The following is a 22,692-nucleotide window of genomic DNA, read 5'->3' on the forward strand; positions in this document are numbered from 1 at the left end:
CCCCGAGCCTGGCCCGGGGCGCCGGCCGTCAGGTCTCCCCGACGCCGGTGCGGCGTCACCGGTAGGTCAGAGTGACCGGGGTACGCACACTGTGGGCGGGGAGTTCGACCGTCAAGGTGTGCTGCGCGCTGCTCCATGCGTAGGTGTGCGGGGACAGGGATTCGCCGTCGGCCGAGACGGCGCGGGGTGCCTCGGTGACACCGCGGAACGTGACGGTCCACTCCCGCTCGGCCGCCTGTCCGCGGAAGGCTCCGGAAGCCGGGCCGATGCGTACGGTGTGCTCGCGGTCGGACTCGGTGTAGCGGATCGTGGTCCGCGCGCTCCGCGCGGGCAGGGCCGTGGTGCCGTCGTCCTCGTACAGGCGGCAGGAACCGGACGCACCGGTGGCGATGGTCAGTGTGGCCCTGGTCAGGGGTGACGTCGCGGCGGCGGCGTCGGTGCGGGTCGGGACGATCCCGCCCGCCCTGACGAACACCGGCATGGTGTCCAGGTCGGCCGTGACCCGCTGGGTCGTGCCGCCTTCGTAGACCTTGCCGGTGAAGTAGTCGGTCCACCGGCCCGGCGGGAACCACACCGTCGTGCTCGCCGTTGCGCCGGGTTCGGTCACCGGCGCGACGAGCAGGTCCGGTCCGTAGAAGTACTCGGTGTCCGCCGCCGCGTAGGCCGAGGGTTCGTCCGGGTACTCCAGGTACGTCGGCCGTACGACCGGGACGCCCGTGGTGCTCGCCTCCTGCGCGAGTGTGTAGGTGTACGGGACGAGTTGGTCGCGCAGGCGCAGGAACTTGTCCGCCGAGGCCCGTGCCGCGGGGCCGTACTGCCAGGGCAGCCGGTCGCTGTGCGCGCCGTGCAGGCGGTCGATGGGCTGGAACGTGCCCAGCTGGACCCACCGCGCGTACATGTCGTCGGGCAGCTTCTTGGTGTGATGGGTCTGCCCGTCGACGGTGTAGGTCTCCGAGCCCTCCAGCCCGGTGGTGTCGTTGTGGCCGCCGATGTCATGGCTGATCGCGGACATCCCGGTGGCCGCCGATTCGCCGGGTGTGTAGCCGACCTCGGCCTTGAGGGTGCCCCAGGTGGACGAGGTGTCACCGGTGAAGTGGACGGTCGTGCGCTTGTCCGCCCAGGGGCCGGTGGCCAGGCCCGTGGGGCCGCTGTACACGCCGGTCTGGAGTGATCCGTAGGCGCGGGAGAGGACGAATCCCCGGCCGACGGCCGCGTCGGCGGTCGTGGCGTACTGCTGGTTGATCCACGCGTCGGGGGTGACGCCGTGCAGCGAGGAGCGGGAGCCGTCGCAGCACCAGTCCAGCCACCAGAAGTCGTTGCCCTGCCGGTCGAAGGTGCGGTGCAGGTCCAGGTACGCCGTGAGCTGGTCCGGGTCGCCGAAGTCGAAGGTGTAGCAGGGCGTGCCGCCGGGTGCGGACCAGCAGCCGGTGTTCTTCAGCTTGTTCTCGGCCGTGGCCATGGCCGCGGGGAACTGCGGATCGGTGCCGAGGATGCTGGGGTGGATGTTGAGGGTGGTGTGCAGGCCCTGTGCGGCGGCCCAGTCGAAGAAGCCCTCGGGATCGGGGAACTTGGCGCGGTCGAACTCCCAGCCGTTCCACGTGTGGGGGGACTTGTAGTCGGTGTCGACGACCAGGACGTCCAGCGGGACGCCCTCGGCGCGGAAGGCGGGCAGGACGGTGTCGCGGTAGTCGGCCGCGGTGCGGTCCATGTACTCCGAGTACCACACGCCGTAGGCCCAGCGGGGCAGCAGTTCGCTCGGCCCGGTCAGCGTGGCCAGATCGGACAGCGCCTGGTCGTAGTCGTGGCCGTAGCCGAAGACGTAGCCGTCCTGGTAGGGGCGGCCGTGGTGGTCGGGCCGGGGGCCGGGCGACGTCCGGTGTGCCGCGTCGTACACCGCTGACGGGGTGTCGTCGAGCAGGTACCAGCCGTCCTGGTGGAGCAGCCCGGGTGTGGTCCGCACGCTGCCCCGGTCGCCGTCGACGCCGTCGAGGCCGCGGCGGTAGCCGCCGAGCGCCAGGTGGGCGGGCGGGGCGGGCCGGCCGGGCCGGGTCAGCGCGAGTGTGTCGACGTTGACGTGGCAGCTCGTCGCGTCCGGGCAGCGCAGGGTGAGGGTGTCGGCGCCCGCCTTGAGCCGGACGGGAACGGACACGGTGCTCCAGGTGTCCCAGTCGTCGGTGGCGGGCAGCGACACCTGCTGCTCCGCGCCGCCCGCGGCGACGGTCGCCGTCCGTGTCTGGTGCCGGCCGTCGCCGCCGAGGCCGTTGGCGTAGCGCAGGTGCAGGGTGTACGTGCCGTCGGCGGGGATCCCGGTCACCGGCGCGGACAGGGCCGAGCCCTGGCCGAGTTCGGCGACGAAGCCCTGGCCGGCGAAGTGCTCGTGGTCGGCCGCCACGATCGCCGAGCCCGTGGTGCGGCCCGCCTCGGCCTCGCAGCCGGTGCCGAAGCGGCAGTCCACGGCCGCCTTGGCGGAGGGCTGTGGATATCCGCCGTCCGCACCCAGCAGCGCGAGGCTGTCGAGGTTGACCTGGCCGGAGTCGGTGGGCGCCCGTTTCAGCACGACCGAGTGCCGGCCCGCGGCAAGCTGAACCGGAAGCGATGCCACGCTCCAGGTGTCCCAGTTCGCGGTCGTCGGCAGCCTGAGCGTCCGGTCCGTTCCGTCGACCGAGAGGGTCAGCGTCCGTGTCTCGTACTTCCCGTCCCCGCCGCCCGCGTTGGCGTAGCGGGCGGCGAGTGTGTAGGAGCCGGCCGTGCTGACGTCGACGTCCGTGGTCAGCGTGTCGCCCTGGTTGTCGAAACCGGCGACGAAGCCCGTGCCGGTGAAGCCCTTGTGGTCGGTGGCGGTCGTGACGCCGTCGTACGACAGGTCCTCCGCCTCGCAGAGCGCGCCGGTGGTGCAGACGACGCGCCGCCAGGGGGTCGCGGTCACCCGGTGGTCTCCCGCGGTGACCGCGACGGTGAGGTTGTCGGTGCTGAACGGGCCCGATCCCACCTTGTACCGCAGGGTCAGGGCGCTCGTCCTGAGCGTGAGCCAGCCGTCGGACGTGGTCGTCGTGAAGGGAGTCGGTGCGAAGCCGTCACGGCCTACGGCGTTGAAGGTGGGCGCGTCGAGGAAGCCGCCGTCGTCCGCGTACTCGGTGCGGACGAGGGTGGGCGAGAGGACCTCGAACCGGGCCGCTCCGGACCGTACCGTCGAAGCGCCGAGGCCGCCCTGTGGTCCGGCGGTGGCCTGTCCGGACCAGACGACCGCGGTCGCCAGCAGGCCGGTGACCCCCGCCATGGTGGTCCATTGGCGCAGCGGCCCGCGGTTCACAGGAGTCTCCAGAGGTGGTCGTCGGTGCCGTTGTCGTCGAACTGCACCACCTGGGCGCTGTTGGCCGTCGACATGCCGTCCACGCCCAGGACCTTGCCGCTGTGCTTGTTGCGGACGCGGAACCAGCCGTCGCCGTTGTCGACGAGCCTCCACAGGTGGTCGTCGGTGCCGTTGTCGTCGAACTGGACGACGATCGCGCTGTCGGCGGTGGACATGCCGTCGACGCCGAGCACCTTGCCGCTGTGCCCGTTGCGGATCGCGTACCAGCCGTCGCCCCGGTCCAGGAGCTGCCAGGCGTGGTCTCCGGTCGGTGTGTTGTCGAACTGGACCACCCGCGCGCTGTTGGCCGTCGACATGCCGTCCACGGCGAGGACCTTGCCGCTGTGCTTGTTCTGTACGCGCCGGAAGGCCGGCTCCGGTGTCCAGGGGTGGCCGTCGGGCGAGGTGGTCGGAATGGCGGTGACGCGCAGTCTGGCGGCGCCCATCGGGACCAGGGTGACGGTCTCCGTGGGTGCGGCACTGCGGGCGGGACTCTGCTGGAGCGGGGTGACGACGTGCTCGTCGTCACCGATCCACTCGGGGATGCGGCGGGCCTTCGCGGTCATGCGCACCGGGGTGCCCTTGTGGGTGAAGGGGTTGGCCGGGAGCGGTCCTTTCGCGCGGGTGAACTCGGGTGTGGTGCCGGCGACTAGACCGTAGTTCCAGGGTGTGGTGGCGTGCACCTCGTACTCGGGGAAGGCGTCGGTGCCGGCGTAGCGGACGTACTCCTCGCCGATCCGGACGGAGTAGGTGAGCGGGCCGTGGTCGACGCCGACCGCGCCGTGCTGGGTCTGCCAGGTGCGCAGGGTGGTGCGCTGGGGCAGGCGCACGACCACGACGTCACCGGCCGACCAGGTGCGTTCGATCCGTACGAACGCGGGTCCCGGACGGGCGGTTACCGCACGGCCGTTGACCGTGACCCGCGGGTCCGCGCACCAGCCGGGGACGCGCAGCTGGAGCGGGAAGGAGACCTTCCGTGACGGTGACACCGTCAGCTTGACCGTCTCGTCGAACGGGTAGTCGGTGTCCTCGGTGACGGTGACCGGAACGCCGTCCGCCACGGTGGTCGTGACCTGGCAGGCGGCGTACAGGGCGGCGGCCAGGCCGCCGTCCGGGGTGCCGAGCCACAGCTCCTCGTTGAAGTACGGCCAGCCCATGCCGTAGTTGTGCGGGCAGCAGCGGTACTGGTCGACGCCGGGCTGGAAGGACTGCATGGCGAAGCCGTTCTGGAACTGGCCCTCGGACTTCACCCTGTTGTCGAGGTCGATGCTGTTGGCGCTGGTGATGTAGTGGATGGCCCGGCCCTGCGGGTCGAGGGCGGCGGGCAGCATGTTGAAGGCCAGGTCCTCGCAGCGGTCCGCCCACACCGGGTCGCCGGTGAGGCGGGTGAGGAGTTCGTGGCTGGCCATGAACTCGACGATGCCGCAGGTCTCGAAGCCCTGCCGGGGGTCGCCGAAACCGGGCCGGTAGTTCTCGTCGCCCGCGAAGCCGCCGCCGGGGAACTGGCCGTAGCTGCCGAGCACCGAGTCGTAGGTGCGGTACGCGGCGCGGGTCAGCTCGGCCGAGCCGGCGCGCCGGGCGTACTGGGCGGGCTCGCGGAAGCCCTGGGCGATGTTGACGTTGTGCGGCGTCGGAATGCCGTCGGTCCAGTCGGCGCCGTGGGTGTGCATCTTGTCGGCCAGGTCGAGCAGGAAGGCGTCGCCGGTGCGGTCGTACAGCCACAGGGCGATGTCCAGGCCGTCGCCCCACCGGTAGGAGACCCAGCTGTGTTTGAACGCGTCCTCGCCCTGGGCGTTCATGAAGGCCAGGAAGCGGGTGAGGAACGGGATCACCCGCTGGTCGCCGGAGTACTCCTGCCAGGTGCGCAGCGCCATCAGCAGGGGCAGGAAGGGCCAGAAGTCGGGGCCGCCGACCAGGGCGGTGCGCAGCTTGCGCGGGCCGAAGAAGCCGTCGCTCTGCTGGGTGTCGAGGACGGCGTCGAGCCAGCGGCGGACGGTGTCCAGCGCGGCCGGGTCACGGGTGGCGACGGCGAGCGGCACATAGCCGCGCAGCCAGTACGGCACCTCCTCCCAGCCGTCGTTGTCCGGGTGCACCCAGCCGGTGGCGTCGAAGTCCAGGAAGTGCGAGCGGCCTTCGTAGCGGCCGCACAACCCGTCGAGCTGGAGCCTCAGCTGCCCGGCCAGCCAGCCACGTGCGGTGATGCTGCCGGGCGCGAGCCGGGTGAAGGCGACCGGGGCGAGCGCCGTGCCCCGGCCCTGGGCCACGGCGGCGGGTCCGAGCCGCCCGGCCAGTGCGGTGGCGCTGAGCGCGAGTGCGGTACCGGTCAGGAAGTGCCGTCTGGTCGGGGCACGGTGTCTGCGAGGAGAGGAGGAGGGATGCACGGCGGCTCCAGAGACGAAGAGGGGGGCGGGTCCACCTGAGCCTTGAGAACCTTGTACAACGTTGAAAACAGCGGCAGTTGGCATGACAGCACGCCCCCGGTGGCTTGTCCAGGTGTCCCGCACGAGGTGTTGGAGGCGTGCGGATGCGGGCGGCGCCCATGAGGTCCGCCGGGCGGCGAAAGCGCCGGGAGGTCGACGAGCGGGTCAGGAGGTCGGGTGACCCGCCCTGTCACTCACGGTCCGGGAGCGGTGGGGAGGGCTGGTGGCGCAGCGCGTCCAGCACGGCGTGCACCGCGGCCCGGGGCGGGGCGCCGCGCCGGGTCGCCGCCGTGATCGTGCGGGTCACGGGTGCGGCGAGTTCCCTCGTGGTGACCCGGTACCGGCGGTCGACCGCGAGCCCCGGCAGCAGCGTGATCGACAGCCCGGCCTCGACGTGCTGAAGCGTCATCAGGTAGTTGCTGAACCGGCACACCACGCGCGGCTCGAACCCTGCCTGCCGGCACAGCCGCAGCGCGAGACCGGCCATGTACGACTGGGGCATGTCGAACGCCCACGGCTCGTCCGCGCAGGCGGCGAGGTCCACGGGGCCGCGTCCGGCCGCGGGATGCCCGTGCGGCACCACCAGCAGGACCGGGTCCGTGGCCAGCTGCACGAGGTCGAGGTCGGGCCCGAGCGGCAGCTCGTCGAAGTCCGTGGTCGTGATGACGACGTCCGCCTCGCCGCTGCGCAGCGCGAGCAGACTCTCGTGCGGTTCCAGTTCGAGCAGTTCGACGTCGAGGTGCGGATGCCGTTGCGCCAGCCGGGAGACCGCCGGGACGGCCAGGGTGTGGATCGCGCTCTGGAACGCGCCGAGCCGCACCAGCCCGGACGGCTCCTCGCCGAATCCGCGCAGCTCCGCCTCGACGCTGTCCATGTGGTCGAGGATCGCCCGCGCCCGCCGCGCGAGGATCAGTCCGGCCGAGGTCAGCCGGACCCGGCGGCCGGTGCGCTCCAGCAGTTGGGTGCGGGTCTCGGCCTCCAGCACGGCGAGTTGCTGGGACACGCTCGACGGGCTCAGGCCGGCGGCCTGGGCGACCGCCCGGACGGTGCCCAGCGCGTCCAGCTGGCTCAGCAACCGCAGCCTCCAGGGATTCATCACCCTCACATTGTTGTGCGGTTCCACCGAACAGGAAAGCCGGAAATGTGAGATGGACGTGTTGCTCGTACGCGTCGTACCGTCGCGGCATGGCTGCTCCGAAGGACCTGACCTCCGCAACCGCCGACCTGTCGTTCGCCGAGAGTTTCTGGGCCGACACCGACCGGCACCTCATCCGCTACGGCGGCGATTTCAGCCCCGAGATCATCGACCGTGCCGCCGGAAGCTTCGTGTACACCGCGGGCGGCCGGAAGATCCTCGACTTCACCTCGGGCCAGATGAGCGCGATCCTCGGGCACTCGCACCCGGCGATCGTCGAGACCGTCCAGCGGCAGGTCGCGACCCTCGACCACCTCTACAGCGGCATGCTCAGCCGCCCGGTGGTGGACCTGGCCCGCCGCCTGGCCGGCACCCTGCCGGAGCCGCTGGAGAAGGTGCTGCTCCTGACCACCGGAGCGGAGTCGAACGAGGCCGCCATCCGGATGGCCAAGCTCGTCACCGGCAGGCACGAGATCGTCTCGTTCGCCCGGTCCTGGCACGGCATGACGCAGGCGGCGGCGTCCGCCACGTACAGCGCCGGCCGCAAGGGCTACGGCCCGGGTGCCCCCGGCAACTTCGCCATCCCGGTGCCGAACACCTACCGGCCCGACTTCACCACGGCCGACGGCTCGCTGGACTGGCGCCGCCAGCTGGACTTCGCCTTCGACCTGATCGACGCCCAGTCGACCGGCAGCCTGGCCGCATGCATCGTCGAACCGATCCTGAGTTCCGGCGGCGTCATCGAGCCGCCGGCCGGGTACTTCGCCGCCCTGCAAGCCAAGTGCCGGGAGCGCGGCATGCTGCTGATCCTCGACGAGGCCCAGACCGGTCTGTGCCGCACCGGGACCTGGTACGCGTTCGAGCGCGACGGCGTCGTCCCCGACATCCTCACCCTGTCCAAGACGCTCGGCGCCGGGCTGCCCCTCGCGGCCGTGGTCACCAGCCCGGAGATCGAGCACGAGGCGCACGAGCGCGGCTTCCTGTTCTTCACCACGCACGTCGCCGACCCGCTGGTGGCCGCGGTCGGCAACACCGTCCTGGACGTCCTGACCGCCGGCCGGCTCGACGAGCGCGCCCGGTCGCTCGGCGGGTTCCTCCGCGACGGACTGTGGGACATCGCCCGGCGCCACGCGGTGGTCGGCGACATCCGCGGCCGGGGCCTGCTGGCCGGGCTCGAACTCGCCGTCGACCGCGAGAGCGGGCGGAGCACGGACGAGCTGGGAGCCCGGGTCACCCGGCGCTGCCTCGAACTGGGCCTGCACATGAACATCGTCCAGCTCCCCGGCATGGGCGGGGTGTTCCGGATCGCACCGCCGCTGACCGCCACCGAGGAGGAGATCTCGCTCGGGCTGGCGATCCTGGACGAGGCGATCGGCGACGCCTGCGCCCTGCTCTGACCACCCCGCCTGCGCTGCCGCGGGCGAGCAGGAACGCGCCGGCCCCTCCCACGGCGGCAGCCGCGGGAGGGGCCGGTACCGGCTTTCCGACGCGTTCGCCTTCCGACGCGTTCGTCAGCCCTGGCGGGCCTTGAGACGCGGGTTCTTCTTGTTGACGACGTAGGTCACGCCCCGTCGCCGTACCACCTGCGAGCCCGGCTGGGACTTCAGGGACCGCAGGGACTTCCTGACCTTCATGACCGTGTCCTCCTTCTGTTCCGCCCGGCCTTCTGTTCCGCCCGGCCGCCGTTCAGCGGGCTTCGCGGAACGGGACGTGCTCCCCCGCCACCGGGTCGTACTTGCGCAGGACCAGCCGGTCGGGGTCGTTGAGACGGTTCTTGCGGGTCACGTAGGTGACGCCGGTGCCCGCCGTCGACTTCAGCGTCACGACGGGACGCACCGTGCTGCGCGCCATGCGGCCTCCTTTCCACGGGCGGCGGCGACGTTGTTCCGTCCATGCCAGCCGCCTTGCCACGTCCGCCACAACAACGGCACCCGCGGTCCCATTCCCCGGCGGGCCGGGGCAGGACCCGTCCCTCCGGCGACGGTAAAGCGCAGGCATGGTCTAGTCCAAAGAGCTGCTTTGGTCTAGTCCAGGTCATTGACGTGAACTCAACACCTCACTGAGGCTGGGGCGACTCCCCCACCCCCTTTGGAGGCAGCAGTGAGACGTCTTCACGCATGTCTGGGAGCGGCTGCCGCCGTCGCGCTAGCGGCGGCGGGCTCGACCGCGCTCGTCGCCGGTGACGCCGCGGGCGCGACAGCCGCGCTGAGCGACCGCTGGTACGCCGCCGCCCCCTATCTGATGCCGCTGGACAACGACCCGCCGGACGCGACGGCCATCATGGACGCCACCGGCCTGAAGACCTTCCAGCTCGCGTTCGTCCTCGCCCCCGACGGCGGCGGCTGCTCGCCCACGTGGGGCGGCACGGCCCCCGTGTCCTCGGACACCGCGGTGCAGTCGGTGATCGACAGGATCCGGGCCAAGGGCGGCGACGTCTCCGTCTCCATCGGCGGCTACGGAGGCACCAAGCTCGGCCAGACCTGCGCCGACCCGGCCTCCACCGCCGCGGCCTACCAGCAGGTCATCACCAAGTACGGCCTGCGCGCCGTCGACTTCGACCTGGAGGAGCCCGAGTACGAGAACACCGCCGCGATCAAGAACGAGATCGGCGCGGCGAAGATCCTCCAGCAGAACAACCCCGGCCTGTACGTCTCCGTCACCACGGCAGGCACGGCCGACGGCACCGGCTGGTTCGGCAAGCAGATGCTGCTGGAGGCCAAGTCGCAGGGGTTCACGCCGAACAACTTCTCCATCATGCCCTTCGACGGCGGGTTCAACGGCGCCGCGAGCCAGACCGGCGCGCTCACCAACTTCAACGCGATCCTTCAGTCCACCTTCGGCTGGGACCAGGCGACCGCCTACGCCCACGAGGGCTTCTCCGGGATGAACGGCCGCAGCGACACCGGCGAGTACTTCGCGCAGTCCGACTTCCAGACCGTGCTGGACTTCGCCACCAGCCACCACATGGACCGCTTCACCTTCTGGTCGCTCAACCGCGACCGCCCGTGCACGCCGGTCGACAACGGCGGCCGCACGTCCGGGACCTGCTCCAGCGTGGCGCAGAACGCCTGGGACTTCGCGAAGTACTCGGTGCAGTTCGCCGGAGTCACGCCGCCCTCCACCACGCCCACCCCGACCCCGACCCCCACGCCGCCGGGCACCTCGTGCAAGCCGGCCTGGAACTCGGCCACCGCCTACGTGGGCGGCGACGAGGTCTCGTACGACAAGCACAACTGGAAGGCCAAGTGGTGGACCCAGAACGAGGTCCCCGGCGCCTCGGAGTGGGGACCCTGGCAGGACGAGGGCACCTGCTGACGGCAGCCCCGCCGGCAGGCCGTGCGCCGGACCCGCACCCACTCGCGGGCCCGGCGTACGGCCTGCCCCTCCGCGGCCGCCGTACACGCCGGGAAGTCCTCGGACCCCCGTCGGGCTACGTGCGGGTGGTGAGCGTGGTCCAGCTTTCCGCGTCGGCCACCCCGTCGAGCGCCGCCACCGCGCGCAGCAGCTTGTCACCCGGGTCCGTCCCGGCCGGGACGCTCACGACGAAGTCCTGTGCGGCCTCCGTGTGCGGGGCGAGGCGGGTGAACTACCAGCCCGTCGCGGTCGGCGCGGTGGTGCTCGGTGCCGCCTCGTGCATCGCCATCGCGCGGGCGGCCAACTGGGGCCGCACTCTCGTGATCATGGACGAACCGACCGCGGCGCTGGGCGTGCGGGAGACGGCCGCCGTGGAGGAGCTGGTCCGCCGGCTCCGCGAGGCGGCCGTGACCGTGCTGCTGATCAGCCACGACATGGCGCAGGTGCTGCGGGTGGCGGACACCGCGTACGTGCTGCGGCGAGGGCGTACCGCCGCCCGGCGGAGCGTCGGCGACACCACCGGCGACGAACTGGCCGGGCTGATCACCGGCGCTGTCGAAGGGTCCGTACATGCCTGACCCGGCTCCACGGGCCGAGGTCACGGGCCGAGGTGACGACCGGCCCGGTCGACCCCGCCGGCGACCCGGTGGCCGGTGCCGTCCCGTCCCCGGGCGGACCGCCCTCGCCCGGGGAGGCGGCCGGTGACGCACCGTCATCCGCAGCGGCAGGAAAGGAGTGGAGCCCGTGCTACGCGGCGGCATCATCCATCAGGAACTGGCCGGCCTGATCGCTGGTCTGCGGCACACCGACACCTTCGTGATCAGCGACGCCGGGCTGCCCCTGGCGCCCGGCACTCCCCTCGTGGATCTCGGCTACCGGTACGGCCGGCCCTCGTTCCTGGACGTCGCCGAGACGGCGCTGGGGCAGATCGTGGTCGAGCACAGCTGGGTGACCGACCAGGTCCGGGAAGCCAATCCCGCCGTCCACGCCGCGCTGCGTTCCCTGGGGCTCGAACCCGAACCCGTCACCCACGACGAGTTCAAGGAACGGGTCAGGAACGTCAAGTTCGCGGTGCGCACCGGCGAGGACAGCTTTTTCGCCAACGTGCTCTGCCGCGCGGGCGTCGCGTTCACCCCCGACCGGTAGCGGACGTCCCGTACGTCGCCTCCCTGCTCCGGCGGCACGGCCGAAGACGGTCTGTCCGGCAAAGCGGCGCCGCGGCACAATGGGCGACGGCTCGTGCCCCTGCCTGACCGGATTCTCCCGAGGGGGACTTGGGTGATGAGAGCACGCCGTGGCGCCGTGGGGCGTTTCCTGCTGGGTCTGTTCGTCGTGGGGGGCTTCGCGGTGTCCGGCTCGGGCGCCGCCGCACTCCCCCACACCGGTGCGCACGTCGCCGGGGCCCCGGCCGTCGCGTCCCTGGGGATCGCCGGGACGGCGTGGGTCGTGGACGAGAGCACCGGCACGACACACGTCCTCGCCGATTCCGGTGTCACGGACGCGGAGCTGGCCAGGCTGCGCGGCCTCGGCAGCGCGGTCGGCGTCGAACGGACCGGCGGCCGGCTCCGTCCCCTCCTCTCGGGCGGCGACGGCGTCTACTCCTCCGCCCGCCGGTGCACCGCGGGGGTCAATGTGCAGGCCGGCTCCGCGTACTACTTCGTCACCGCGGGCCACTGCACCGACGGCCTGCCCACCTGGTACACCACATCGGCCCTGACCACGGCGATCGGGCCCACCACGGCCAGCAGCTTCCCCGGTGACGACTTCGGTGTGGTCCGCTACGCCGACGCGTCCGTGCCGCACCCCGGCACCATCGGCACGGTCGACGTCACCGGCACCGCGACCGCCTACGTCGGCCAGAGCGTCTGCCGGCGGGGCGCGGTGACCGGCGTCAGCTGCGGCCGGGTCACCGGGCTGAACGCCACCGTCAACTACGGGAACGGCGAGATCGTCTACGGGCTGATCCAGACCGACATCTGCTCCGAGCCCGGTGACAGCGGCGCGCCCCTCTACGCGGGTGACAAGGTCATCGGCATCCTCTCCGGCGGCTCCGGCAGCTGCGCCGCCGGTGGCGTCAGCTACTACCAGCCCATCCAGGAAGCGCTCGACGCCCATGGCCTGAGCGTGTACTGACCCGGGGCGGTGGCCGGCCCGCCGCGCATCGGACCGGTCCCGCCGGTATGTCTGTGCGCCCGCCGTCGTACCTGTGCCGTCCGCCCCGGGCCGGTGGCGCCCCGGTCGTCCTCAGTCGGTGTAGACCTCCGCCCGGTCCACGCTCACGAAGGACGCGGTGGACGACGCGTTGTGTTCCCCTGTCACCCGGATGCGCAGGGTGTGCCGGCCGGAGGGCAGACGCGGGCTGAGGTACTGGAGTGTCTCGCCCGTCCGGGGCGACCCGTAGAAGTCGACGCGCTGTTCGGTGCCCCCGTCGACGCTGATCGCCGCGATGCCGTTGCCGGTGTCCCGCACGGACAGCAGCGCGATCCGGGTGCCCGTGAAAGTGAAGGTCGCGGTGTTGCCCGCGCGGTCGCTCCAGTGGTCGTCGCTCCAGAAGCACTGCGCGGCGCAGCCCGTCCCCGAGTTCCAGACACCTTGGTAGGCGATCTGGCCGGTGCCGCTGGAGCGGCCGTCGTCGTTGATCCAGTAATTGCCGTTGCCCGGGTCTCCGGACGGCAGGTCCTGCGTCGCGCCCAGGGCGAGCGGGCTGCCGAGGTCCGGGCTGCCGTCCGGGTGCCAGCCGATCCGCTGGGCACGGGTGGTGCGGTTGCCGTAGGTGTAGCTGCCGGTGGTCTTGGCGTGGTACACGATCCAGTCCTGCGTGCCGTCGGGCGACCGGAAGAAGGCGTGATGGCCGGGGCCGTAGACCCCCTTGGCGTCGTCGCGGGAGAAGACCGGGCCGGGGTGCTGCTGCCAGTTGCCGGGCGTCAGGGGGTCGGCGCCGGCCGGCAGGGACAGCATCCACACCTGGTAGTCGGGCTTGCCGGTGTCGCACGTCGAGTACGTCAGCCACGTACGGCCGTTGCGGTCGAGGAACTCGGGGCCCTCGCGGACCTCCGGGCAGCCGCCGTCGGCGTTCAGGGCCACCGCGTCTCCGGAGACCGTGTAGGGGTTGGACATCGGGGCGATGTTCAGCCCGTTGTGCTGGTAGGGGTTGATCCCCGCGTACGCCAGGTAGAGCTTTCCGTTGTGCTGGAAGACGCCGGGGTCGATGGCGTAGTCGTTCGCGTGGTTGGGCGGTGTCAGCTTCGCCTTGAAGTGGTAGGGGCCGGCCGGATCGCCGCCCGCCGACTCCAGGACGTACAGCCGGTGGTGGTCGTCCACACCGTCGTCGGCCGTGTAGTACAGGTACCAGCGGTCCCCGAAACGGTAGAACTCGGGCGCCCAGATGTGCTGGTTGCGCGAGGGGTCGGTGTCGGTCCACACGGTCACCGGGTCCGCGTCGAGCAGGGTGCCGAGCGACGGCGAACTCCACATCTTGATGCTGCCGCCCTGCGTGGTGGTGAGGTGGTAGGCCCCGTTCGCGTACGCCATGAAGGGGTCGGGTCCCGTGTTCAGCGGATTCCGGAACGTGCCGGTGGCCTTGGCCGCCGGCTCCGGCGCGTGGGCCTGCGGCACCGGCTCGCGCGCGTGGGCCGGTGCGACACCGGCCAAGCCGATCAGCAGGGCGAACAGGACGGTCAGCAAAGTACTTCTGGACTGACGTTGCATCAGCGGCTCCCCACCTCTGCGCAAGTGCCCGGAGTATCGTCCGTTTCAGCTGTCGTGCATCTATGGCATCACCGCAATTACATCGATGTAAACGGACCCGCCCGGCTCGTTCGCGTCGATGTAAACGGACCCGCCCGGTTCGTTCGCGACCGCGCGGCTCCGGGGCACGCCTCCGCCGGACGCGGCGGGTCGCCCACGCGGCACCCGGAAGCCGGGCGACGCAACGGCACCGGCGAGCGGCACCGGCGCCCGCCTGTTCCGGATCGGCGTCCTCGTCGAAGTCGCCCAGATGCAGGGGCCCCCGGCCGAGACCCGCCGTGGTCAGCACGTCGGGCAGCAAGGACGCCATCCCCTTGGGCCGGACGCTCTCCGTGGTGCCGGCCAGTTCCGCCGTCGACCACCAGTGATGTCCGTAACGGGCCTCCTCCGTCCGGATGTTCATCCCGCGCGCGTTTCGCGCAGCGTCCGCTCGGTGAGCGCGACATGGCGCCGGGCCACGGTGGCCGCCCGGTCGGGGTCGCCCTCGACGATCGCGTCCACCAGTTCCCGGTGATCGCGCAGCGCGCGCTGCGCTGGACCGCCCCGGTGGGGCTCGACCGGGAATCCGGCGTCGGTGTCCTGGAGCAGTTGGTGGCTGTAGACGGCCAGTGGCTCGTTCTTCGCCGCCCGGGTGATCGCGTGGTGCAGCGCGGCGTCGGCGCGCCGGATCTGCGTCGGCTCGGCCGCGGCGGCGTACGCCTCCAGCGCGGCCGTGATGGCCTCGATGTCCGTCGGGTCGCGGCGCTCGGCGGCGGTCCGTGCGATCAGCGACTCGATCAGCCCGCGGGTGTCGAACAACACCGTCGTCCGTTCCCAACGGGGCGGCAGCGGACGCTGGGTCGCCGACGCGGACTCCACCGGCCGGGCGGCCCGGACGTAATGGCCGCCCCGGCGGCCACGGACCACCTCCAGGCGGCCGATCTCCCGCAGGCGCGCGATGGCGGCGCGCACCGTGGGGCGGCTGACCTTGAGCGTCAGAGCCAGTTCCCGCTCGGTGGGCAGCCGTTCGCCCACGCTGAACTCGCCCAGGGCTATCGCGGTGAGCAGCCGGTCGGCGACCTCGTCCACGGCGCTGGCGACCCGGACCGGGCCCAGGCCACCCGACGCGCCGCCCCGGCCCGTGGGCCCCTCCTCGTGATGCATCTGCCCCCTTCCGTCACAGGCGTTCACCCCGAGCCTGCCAGAGCGGAGACAATCACACAGGTTTTAAGGTCAAGTCTTGTTACCTTTACCCGGTCGAGATCGCCGCCGCAGGATCGCGTCCAGGAGGTGGCCCGTGGTGACCAGCGCCGCGGGGGTGGCCACCGGGAAGCCACCGATCGGCTGACCGAGGCGGCAACGGCCGCGGCTCGACCTGTCCCCGCTCCCCGGACTCGGCATCGTCCAACTCGCCGGCGATGCCGGAGGCAATCCCGTGAAGGCCGAGAGAGGAACCCGATGACACCGAAGCTCCATCACGGCAGCCGGCCGGTCGCCGTGGCGACCGCGGCCGCGGCCCTGGCCACCGTGTTCGCGACGCCGACCGCCGCCGCCCCGGCCGGGACCGGCAGACCGCCCACCGCGTACGTCGACGTGTCCGTCGCGACCGTGTGGACCGGCCCTGACAGCCCGCGCCCGGTGGACGCGCCCGCGCTGACCGATCCCGTGGACGTGCCGAAGTGGCTGGCCGGCCTGACACTGGCCGACAAGAAGGGGCTGAGCGACGACAACCTCACCCAGACCCAGGTGCTCTACGGACATCCCGTGTACGTGCTGGCCGAACAGGGCGCGTGGGCCGAGGTCGCGGTGCCCGGCCAGTCCTCCCCGAAGAACCCGCTCGGCTACCCGGGTTGGGTGCCCAAGGCGCAGTTGACCGGCGACCCGGGCTTCGCCGCCACGGCCGCGAAACGGCCGTTCGCGCTGGTCCACGACACCACGGCGGCCTGGCTGTACGACGACCGCGGACTGCACTCGAAGTCGTTGCGCCTCAGCAACAACACCCGCCTGCCCGAACTCGCCCGAGCCGGTGACGCGGTGCTGGTGAACACGCCGGCCCACGGTGCGAAGTGGGTGTCCGCGAAGGACGTCGACGTCTACGACGGCGAGCAGGACGTCCCGTACCCGACGGGCGCCGACCTGGTGAACTACGCCAAGAAGTTCCTCGACGTGCCCTACCTGTGGGGTGGCCGGTCCGGCTTCGGCGTGGACTGCTCCGGCTTCACCTCCACGGTGTACGAGGCGAACGGCGTCGACATCCCGCGGGACGCCGACGCCCAGGCCCTCCACAGAGGCGGACGGAAGGTCGACAAGGCCGACCTGCGGCCGGGCGATCTGCTGTTCTACGCCGATGACAAGGGCACCGGCTCGATCTACCACGTGGCGATGTACATCGGGAACCAGCAGATGATCGAGGCGTACGACTCGGCCACCCCGGTCCGGATCACCACGGTCCGGTTCGGCTCCGACTACTGGGGCGCCGAACGGTTCCTCAGGGCTCACTGATCCGCGGCCCGTCACTGTCGGGGGGGCATTGCTTTTGCTTCATGGGCAGCATAGGTAGCAGGCACGCCGCGCGGATGACCGCATAACGAGCTGTCATATGCCGTCAAGAACCCGGTCGGCCGCAGCACATGTTCCGACCACGACGGGTTCAGGCTCCACGGGCGGCCGGGCCGCGGCGCGCGCCGCTTCCCGCGGGCCGCTCGGCGTCTTTCGCGAGGGCCGCTCGGCGTCTTTCGCGAGGGCCGCTCGGCGTCTTTCGCGAGGGCCGACGGCCGCGCAGTCGGCCTCGATCCGTCCGCGGGGGGAGCGCCCGCCCCGTCCGGGCACCCGGCGCTCAGGGCGTGTCGGTGAGCTTGGTCAGGAGGTGCTGGAGCTGCGTGCGCTCCTTGGGGGTGAGGCGGTCCAGGAGGACGGCGTCCACTTCGGCCGCCACCGGGAAGGTGTGGCGGATCTCCCGGTCGCCCTCGTCGGTGAGGTGGACCAGGCGGCGGCGCCGGTCCGCGAGGTCGACGGTGCGGACGATCAGGCCACGCTGCTCCAGGCGGAGCAGGACGGCGGCGAGGGTGGCCTTGTCGATGCCGGCCGAGACGGCCACGGCTGACTGCTCGATGCCGGGCTGCTCGCCGACCGCCCGCAACACCGCGTACTGGGGTTTGGTCAGGTGCGGCAGCCGGCCCTGCCAGTGGGCGCCGTGCTCCTGGAGCACCCGCCTCATCAGGTGGAACGTCCTGCTGTGCATCTCGGGGACGCGCGTTGCGCCAGGACCCTGACCGGGGGCAACGGACGACGACTGCTCCATCTCCATGCCCGCATGTTAGTGTGCTTACGAATCGTTCGTACACTAACGTTATGTGTACGAACGTCGAAGGGAGCGGCGAGGTCACCATGCGCCTGATCGTCGGCATGACCGGAGCGACGGGCGCGCCCCTCGGGGTGCGCCTGCTGGAGACGCTGCGCGGCCTCGACACGGTGGAGACCCACCTGGTCCTGAGCAAGTGGGCCCGCGCCACGATCGAGCTGGAAACCCCGTACACGGTCCGCGACGTGACCGGACTCGCCGATGTCGCCTACGGGGCGGCGGACCAGGCCGCGGCGATCTCGTCGGGCTCCTTCCGCACCGACGGGATGATCGTCGTCCCGTGCAGCATGAAGACCCTCGCCGGGATCCGGGCCGGTTACGCCGAGGGACTGGTGGGGCGGGCCGCGGACGTGGTGCTCAAGGAAGGCCGGAAGCTCGTCCTGGTGCCGCGGGAGACCCCGCTCGGCACGGTCCACCTGGAGAACATGCTGGCCCTGTCCCGCATGGGCGTGGTCATGGTGCCCCCGATGCCCGCCTTCTACAACCATCCCACCGGTCTCGACGACGTCGTCGACCACATCGTCACCCGCGTTCTGGACCAGTTCGACCTGCCCTCCCCGAGGGCCCGCCGCTGGAGCGGGATCGCCCACGCCCGCGGCACCGAGGTGGTCCAGCGCGCCGAACGCCCGGCCGCCGACCCGCCTGAGAGGACGAAAGACCATGCCCCACGACGACCTGCGCTCCTTCCTGGCGGAGCTGGAACGCCACGGCCAACTGCTGAACATCACCGAGGAGGTGGCCGCCGAGCCGGACCTCGGCGCCGCCGCCAACGCCGCGTCACGCATGGGCGACACGGCCCCCGCCCTGTACTTCGACAACGTCACCGGCTTCACCGACGCCAGGATCGCCCTGAACGTGCACGGCTCCTGGGCCAACCATGCCCTCGCCCTGGGTCTGCCGCCCACCACCGGCCCGAAGGAGCAGGTGGCGGAGTTCAGCCGCCGCTGGCAGGACTTCCCGGTCGAACCGGAGCGCCGCGCGAATCCGCTGTGGGCCGAGGAGAGCACCGAGGGCGACGCGGTCGACCTGTTCAGGGCGCTGCCCCTGTTCCGTCTCAACGACGGCGACGGCGGCTTCTACCTGGACAAGGCCGCCGTCGTCACCCGTGACCCGGACGATCCCGACGACTTCGGCAAGCAGAACGTCGGCATCTACCGCATGCAGATCAAGGGCCGCGACCGGCTCGGCCTCCAGCCGGTCCCCATGCACGACGCCGCCATCCACCTGCGCAAGGCCGAGGAACGCGGTGCGGACCTGCCGATCGCCATCGCGCTCGGCAACGAACCCGTCATCTCCGTCGTGGCCTCCACCCCGCTCGGCTACGACCAGTCCGAGTACCACCTGGCCGGCGCGCTGCGCGGGGCCCCGGCCCCCATCGCCCGTGCCCCGCTCACCGGGCTTGACGTCCCCTGGGGCAGCGAAATGGTCCTCGAAGGCGTCGTCCTGGCCCGTGCCCGCGAGCTGGAGGGCCCGTTCGGCGAGTTCACCGGCCACTACTCCGGTGGCCGCAGCATGCCCGTGATACGTATCGACAGGATCTCCCACCGCCGCAGCCCGATCTTCGAGACGCTCTACCTCGGCATGCCCTGGACCGAGGTCGACTTCCTGACCGCCGCGAACACCTGCGTGCCGCTCTACCAGCAACTCAAGGCGGAGTTCCCCGAGGTCCAGGCCGTCAACGCCACTCACACCCACGGCATGCTCGTCGTCATCTCCACCGAGAAGCGCTACGGCGGCTTCGCCAAGGCGCTCGGCACCAGGGCCATGTCCACCCCGCACGGCCTGGGCTACTGCAAGATCGTCATCGTTGTCGACGAGGACGTCGACCCCTTCGATCTTCCCCAGGTGATGTGGGCGCTGTCCACCAAGGTCAACCCCGCGTGCGACCTGGTCGTCCTGCCCAACTTCCCGATCATGGGTCTCGACCCCGGCGCCCAGCCGCCCGGCATCACCCACCGGGTCCTCATCGACGCGACCACCCCGGCGGCGCCCGACCTCCGCGGCCACTACTCCCAACCGGTCTCCGACCTGCCCGAAACCCCCCACTGGGCGGCGAAGCTGCACGCGCTGCGCGCCGCCCGCTGACCCGCCCGCCCCGCCCTGGAGGCCCCGCCGTGACCACGACCTGCCCGCGCTGCGCCGCGACCCGCACCGAACGACTCGCCACCTCCCCCGTCCCCGGAGTGTGGGACGTCCACCAGTGCCAGGACTGCCTCTACACCTGGCGCACCACGGAACCGGCCCGCCGCAGCAGCAGGCGGGCGTACCCGGAGGAGTTCCGCATGACCCGGGCCGACATCGAAGGCGCCACCGAAGTGCCCGCCGTCCCACCGCTGCGGCACGACGCCGATCCCCGCCCCTCGTCGTGACCACCCGACCGGCCTGCGGGCGCGGCGGCCCCTGAACGCACCTCCGGGTCAGGGCCGCAAAGGCGGCCCGGGATCTTTCCGCGGCGGGCGAGCGGCCCGCGCCGCACCCCGCGCCGTCGTGCTGGGTCGACTGGACGAGCACGTCACCGGCAGGACGGTGGGAAGGCCGGGGAGGCCGCGCCGGGCGTGCCCGACGTGACGGAACGGCCGCGGCCGTCGGGCGGGTCGGCCGTGCCCCGGCGTCCGCCGTGTGACCTCAGCCCTCGGGATGGCTCAGTTCCACGTCGACGTCCCCGGCCCCGCCCGTACCGATGGTGACGGCGGCGGCCACCGGCGGGTAGCCGCTCGCGACGACCGCGTACTCGCCCGCGTCCAGGTCGGTGAAGGCGTAGGCGCCGTCGGCCCCTGTGACGGCGGCGCCGACCACGTTGCCCGCCGCGTCGAGGAGGGTCACCCGGGCGTCCGCCAGCGGCCGCCGACCGGCGCCCGTCCGGATCGTCCCCCCGACGCGCGCTCCGGTCCGCAAGGCGATCTCCAGCCGGGCGGTGCCCGTCTCGCCGACCCGGACGAGCTGGGCGGCGGGACGCTGGCCGGCGGCGTTGACGGCGACGGTGAAGTCGCCGGCGGTGAGATCCGCGAAGGAGAAGTCACCGGCCTTCCCGGTCCTCCCGGTGGCGACGACCTCGCCCCGGAGGTCGGTCACCACGACCATCGCGCCCTCGACGGGCTGGGCGCCCAGCCCTCCCGTGACCGTTCCCGCGAGGCCACCGCCGCCGGTCAGCAGCACGTCGTAGGACAGCGGTTCCGCACCGACCACGATGGTGGTCGCCCGGGGCCGGTGTCCGTCGGCGGCGGCGATCAGGACGTAGGAACCGGAGCCCGGCGACGCCAGGGTGTAGCTGCCGTCGGGTCCGGCGGCCGTCCGGCCCAGTTGCTGCCCGCCGAGGGAGATCAGGGTGAGCATGGCGTTCGTCACCCCCGTGCCGTCAGCCGTGTGCACCCGGCCGCGGATGACGTCGCCGCCGGTGGGGACGCCCGTGCCACCCGCCGCCGCGAACCCGGCCGCCGGCTGCGGCGCGGGGGCGTCGACGGCCCGGTCGGCCGGTTCGGACACGGCCGCCGGTGTGGCGCCGGCGGCGTCCGCGGCGGCCTGTGCCTCTATGCCGGAGACCTGGCGCAGCGGAGTCTCCTTGATGAACAGGATGATCAGGAAACCGAGGGCCACCACCAGCGCGGCGAGCAGGAAGACCGTGTGCATCGAGTCCGCGAAGCCCTCCTTGAAGGGCTGGGCCAGGCGCGGGTCCAGGGACTGGATGAAGGAGGAGTCGGAGAGCACGTCGGAGCCGGGCGAGCCGCCCGGGTGGTCGAGCATGTCCAGTACGGGCTTGTTCGCCGGGTCGGAGAGCACCGCCGGGTCGTTCAGTGCCGCCTGGAACTGGGGGGTGGACGCGGCGGACCTGAACGCCGAGGAGATGTTCCCGGTGACGGTGGAGAACAGCACCGAGAGGAAGACCGCCGTACCGGCCGTGCCGCCCATCTGGCGGAAGAAGGTGGACGAGGAGGTCGCCACGCCCATGTCCCGTGGCGGTACCGCGTTCTGCACCGCGAGGACGAGCGGTTGCAGCGAACTGCCCAGGCCCAGGCCGAAGACCCCCATGCACAGCATGGTCTGCCACAGCGGCGTGTCCCACTGCACCCGGTAGTAGAAGAGCAGCATGGCGGCGACCATGAGGGCGCTGCCGATGATCGGGAGGATCTTGTAGCGGCCGGTCCGGGACGTCACCTGGCCGCAGATCACCGAGGCGACGATCATGCCGCCCACGAGCGGCAGCATCTCCAGGCCGGACTTCGTGGCGCTGGCGCCCTTCACGATCTGCAGGTACTGCGGGATCAGCAGCATCCCGCCGAACATGCCCATGCCGATGACGACGCCGGCCATGCTGGTCAGGCTGAAGATCCCGTTGCGGAACAGCCGCATGGGGATCAGTGCTTCGTCGCCCATCCTCAGTTCGACGAGGATCCAGGCGATGATGCCGACCGCGCTGATCGCGTAGCAGACGAGGGAGTTCCGCGACGTCCAGCCCCAGCCCTGGCCCTGTTCGGCGACGAGCAGCAGCGGCACCACGCCGATCGCGATGGTGAGGGCTCCCCACCAGTCGATGCGGTGGTTGCGGCGGGTGTGCGGGATGTTCAGCACCCGGGCGACGACGAACAGCGCGACGATGCCGATGGGGACGTTGACCAGGAAGACCCAGCGCCATCCGGTGATGCCGAGGATGCTGCCCCGGCCGGCGAGGAAGCCGCCGATGAGCGGGCCGAGCACGCTGGAGGCGCCGAAGGTCGCGAGCATGTAGCCCTGGTAGCGGGCCCGCTCACGCGGCGGCACGACATCGCCGATGATGGCAAGCGCCAGGGACATCAGGCCGCCCGCGCCCAGCCCCTGGAAGGCCCGGAACCAGGCCAGTTCCGTCATCGAGGTGGTGAAGGAGCAGGCCGCCGAGCCGATGACGAAGAGGGTGATCGCGGCGAGGTAGTAGGGCTTGCGGCCGTGCAGGTCGGACAGCTTGCCGTAGAGCGGCGTCGCGATCGTCGAGGTGATCAGGTAGGCGGTGGTCGCCCATGCCTGCTGGCTCAGGCCGTGCAGGTCGTCCGCGATGGTCCGGATCGACGTGCTGACGATGGTCTGGTCGAGCGCGGCCAGGAACATGCCCAGCATCAGGCCGCTCAATATGGTCAGGATCTGCCGGTGGCTGAGTCCGCCGGGTGAGGTTCTGGGCGCGGTCCCCACTCGGGGCGGCGACGCGGCATGGCTCATCGTGCTGTTTCTCCCTGGTCCGCCGGCATCCCTGACCGCCTCGGGGGCCGTGCCGCGCGTTGTGTCGTTCCAGAAGTTCGTCGTCGAGGCGCGCCGGCAGCAGGTCGAGTGGAAAAACTCCGGTCCCTGGGACGGGCATCGGGCGGGGTGCGCCCCGTTCGCC

Annotated in this window: 17 protein-coding genes and 1 pseudogene; 9 read left to right on the forward strand and 9 right to left on the reverse strand. The window is 71.7% G+C overall.

From position 1 onward, the window contains the following. Positions 1–55: 55 nt before the first annotated feature. The 3 genes from ACFC09_RS41590 to ACFC09_RS41600 form a co-directional block, all read right to left on the reverse strand. Positions 56–3,277, reverse strand: coding sequence for a TIM-barrel domain-containing protein (locus ACFC09_RS41590; protein WP_376537640.1), 3,222 nt, complete (start codon positions 3,275–3,277; stop codon positions 56–58). Between the two features lie 29 nt (positions 3,278–3,306). Further along, a complete protein-coding gene (locus ACFC09_RS41595; protein ID WP_376537583.1) occupies positions 3,307–5,730 on the reverse strand; it encodes a beta-L-arabinofuranosidase domain-containing protein in 2,424 nt (807 codons plus the stop codon). A gap of 229 nt (positions 5,731–5,959) precedes the next feature. After that, positions 5,960–6,865, reverse strand: coding sequence for a LysR substrate-binding domain-containing protein (locus ACFC09_RS41600; RefSeq protein WP_376537585.1), 906 nt, complete (start codon positions 6,863–6,865; stop codon positions 5,960–5,962). An 89-nt stretch (positions 6,866–6,954) separates the two neighbouring features. Between ACFC09_RS41600 and ACFC09_RS41605 the strand changes: the two genes are divergently transcribed. Continuing rightward, positions 6,955–8,301 (forward strand): aspartate aminotransferase family protein, encoded by a 1,347-nt coding sequence (locus tag ACFC09_RS41605; protein WP_376537587.1) that lies wholly within the window; start codon positions 6,955–6,957, stop codon positions 8,299–8,301. A gap of 114 nt (positions 8,302–8,415) precedes the next feature. Here the strand turns inward: ACFC09_RS41605 and ykgO are convergent, their stop codons facing one another. After that, on the reverse strand, positions 8,416–8,538 hold the full coding sequence (gene ykgO, locus ACFC09_RS41610; protein ID WP_376537589.1) for a type B 50S ribosomal protein L36: 123 nt from the start codon (positions 8,536–8,538) through the stop codon (positions 8,416–8,418). Positions 8,539–8,590: 52 nt separating this feature from the next. Further along, on the reverse strand, positions 8,591–8,755 hold the full coding sequence (rpmG, locus tag ACFC09_RS41615) for a 50S ribosomal protein L33 (RefSeq protein ID WP_376537591.1): 165 nt from the start codon (positions 8,753–8,755) through the stop codon (positions 8,591–8,593). A gap of 249 nt (positions 8,756–9,004) precedes the next feature. Between rpmG and ACFC09_RS41620 the strand changes: the two genes are divergently transcribed. From ACFC09_RS41620 to ACFC09_RS41635, 4 genes are all read left to right on the forward strand, one after another. Next, positions 9,005–10,219 carry a chitinase gene (locus tag ACFC09_RS41620; RefSeq protein ID WP_376537593.1) on the forward strand — a complete coding sequence of 405 codons (1,215 nt, stop codon included), beginning with the start codon at positions 9,005–9,007 and terminating at the stop codon, positions 10,217–10,219. Between the two features lie 266 nt (positions 10,220–10,485). Then, positions 10,486–10,836 (forward strand): hypothetical protein, encoded by a 351-nt coding sequence (locus tag ACFC09_RS41625; protein WP_376537595.1) that lies wholly within the window; start codon positions 10,486–10,488, stop codon positions 10,834–10,836. A 166-nt stretch (positions 10,837–11,002) separates the two neighbouring features. After that, the gene (rbsD, locus tag ACFC09_RS41630) at positions 11,003–11,404 is read left to right on the forward strand and encodes a D-ribose pyranase (RefSeq protein WP_376537597.1); all 402 of its coding nucleotides are present in this window, start codon (positions 11,003–11,005) and stop codon (positions 11,402–11,404) included. A 135-nt stretch (positions 11,405–11,539) separates the two neighbouring features. Continuing rightward, positions 11,540–12,391 (forward strand): S1 family peptidase, encoded by an 852-nt coding sequence (locus ACFC09_RS41635; RefSeq protein WP_376537599.1) that lies wholly within the window; start codon positions 11,540–11,542, stop codon positions 12,389–12,391. Positions 12,392–12,502: 111 nt separating this feature from the next. Here the strand turns inward: ACFC09_RS41635 and ACFC09_RS41640 are convergent, their stop codons facing one another. Together ACFC09_RS41640 and ACFC09_RS41645 are read right to left on the reverse strand one after the other, a co-directional pair. Next, positions 12,503–13,966, reverse strand: a complete 1,464-nt coding sequence (locus tag ACFC09_RS41640) for a family 43 glycosylhydrolase (RefSeq protein WP_376537600.1) — start codon at positions 13,964–13,966, stop codon at positions 12,503–12,505. A 438-nt stretch (positions 13,967–14,404) separates the two neighbouring features. Then, positions 14,405–15,148: a FadR/GntR family transcriptional regulator gene (locus ACFC09_RS41645; protein ID WP_376537602.1), complete on the reverse strand. Its 744-nt coding sequence runs from the start codon at positions 15,146–15,148 to the stop codon at positions 14,405–14,407. Positions 15,149–15,442: 294 nt separating this feature from the next. Here ACFC09_RS41645 and ACFC09_RS41650 point away from each other — a divergent pair, with 294 nt between their 5' ends. Further along, positions 15,443–16,486 (forward strand): NlpC/P60 family protein, encoded by a 1,044-nt coding sequence (locus tag ACFC09_RS41650; RefSeq protein WP_376537604.1) that lies wholly within the window; start codon positions 15,443–15,445, stop codon positions 16,484–16,486. 334 nt (positions 16,487–16,820) lie between these two features. Here the strand turns inward: ACFC09_RS41650 and ACFC09_RS41655 are convergent, their stop codons facing one another. Continuing rightward, positions 16,821–17,291: a MarR family winged helix-turn-helix transcriptional regulator gene (locus tag ACFC09_RS41655; protein WP_376537606.1), complete on the reverse strand. Its 471-nt coding sequence runs from the start codon at positions 17,289–17,291 to the stop codon at positions 16,821–16,823. A gap of 80 nt (positions 17,292–17,371) precedes the next feature. Between ACFC09_RS41655 and ACFC09_RS41660 the strand changes: the two are divergent. From ACFC09_RS41660 to ACFC09_RS41670, 3 genes and pseudogenes are all read left to right on the forward strand, one after another. Next, positions 17,372–17,941 (forward strand): annotated as a pseudogene (locus ACFC09_RS41660) (non-oxidative hydroxyarylic acid decarboxylases subunit B); the annotation flags it as partial. Positions 17,942–18,005: 64 nt separating this feature from the next. Further along, complete coding sequence (locus ACFC09_RS41665; protein WP_376537608.1) at positions 18,006–19,430, forward strand: non-oxidative hydroxyarylic acid decarboxylases subunit C; 1,425 nt, start codon at positions 18,006–18,008, stop codon at positions 19,428–19,430. Between the two features lie 29 nt (positions 19,431–19,459). Then, positions 19,460–19,714: a non-oxidative hydroxyarylic acid decarboxylases subunit D gene (locus tag ACFC09_RS41670; protein ID WP_376537610.1), complete on the forward strand. Its 255-nt coding sequence runs from the start codon at positions 19,460–19,462 to the stop codon at positions 19,712–19,714. Positions 19,715–19,970: 256 nt separating this feature from the next. Here ACFC09_RS41670 and ACFC09_RS41675 read toward each other — a convergent pair whose 3' ends face one another. Then, entirely contained in the window at positions 19,971–22,529 is a 2,559-nt protein-coding gene (locus ACFC09_RS41675; protein ID WP_376537612.1) for an MFS transporter, read from the reverse strand. Positions 22,530–22,692 lie beyond the last annotated feature (163 nt).

The organism is Streptomyces sp. NPDC056161, from assembly GCF_042268025.1.
Classification (GTDB): Bacteria; Actinomycetota; Actinomycetes; order Streptomycetales; family Streptomycetaceae; genus Streptomyces.

Bases quoted from the DNA above. Each gene is read 5' to 3' on its own strand.
- ACFC09_RS41590 (WP_376537640.1), bottom strand. From the start codon at position 3,277: ATGGCGGGGGTCACCGGCCTGCTGGCGACCGCGGTCGTCTGGTCCGGA.
- ACFC09_RS41600 (WP_376537585.1), bottom strand. From the start codon at position 6,865: ATGAATCCCTGGAGGCTGCGGTTGCTGAGCCAGCTGGACGCGCTGGGC.
- ACFC09_RS41605 (WP_376537587.1), top strand. From the start codon at position 6,955: ATGGCTGCTCCGAAGGACCTGACCTCCGCAACCGCCGACCTGTCGTTC.
- ykgO (WP_376537589.1), bottom strand. From the start codon at position 8,538: ATGAAGGTCAGGAAGTCCCTGCGGTCCCTGAAGTCCCAGCCGGGCTCG.
- rpmG (WP_376537591.1), bottom strand. From the start codon at position 8,755: ATGGCGCGCAGCACGGTGCGTCCCGTCGTGACGCTGAAGTCGACGGCG.
- ACFC09_RS41635 (WP_376537599.1), top strand. From the start codon at position 11,540: ATGAGAGCACGCCGTGGCGCCGTGGGGCGTTTCCTGCTGGGTCTGTTC.
- ACFC09_RS41640 (WP_376537600.1), bottom strand. From the start codon at position 13,966: ATGCAACGTCAGTCCAGAAGTACTTTGCTGACCGTCCTGTTCGCCCTG.
- ACFC09_RS41645 (WP_376537602.1), bottom strand. From the start codon at position 15,148: ATGCATCACGAGGAGGGGCCCACGGGCCGGGGCGGCGCGTCGGGTGGC.
- ACFC09_RS41650 (WP_376537604.1), top strand. From the start codon at position 15,443: ATGACACCGAAGCTCCATCACGGCAGCCGGCCGGTCGCCGTGGCGACC.
- ACFC09_RS41655 (WP_376537606.1), bottom strand. From the start codon at position 17,291: ATGGAGATGGAGCAGTCGTCGTCCGTTGCCCCCGGTCAGGGTCCTGGC.
- ACFC09_RS41665 (WP_376537608.1), top strand. From the start codon at position 18,006: ATGCCCCACGACGACCTGCGCTCCTTCCTGGCGGAGCTGGAACGCCAC.
- ACFC09_RS41675 (WP_376537612.1), bottom strand. From the start codon at position 22,529: ATGAGCCATGCCGCGTCGCCGCCCCGAGTGGGGACCGCGCCCAGAACC.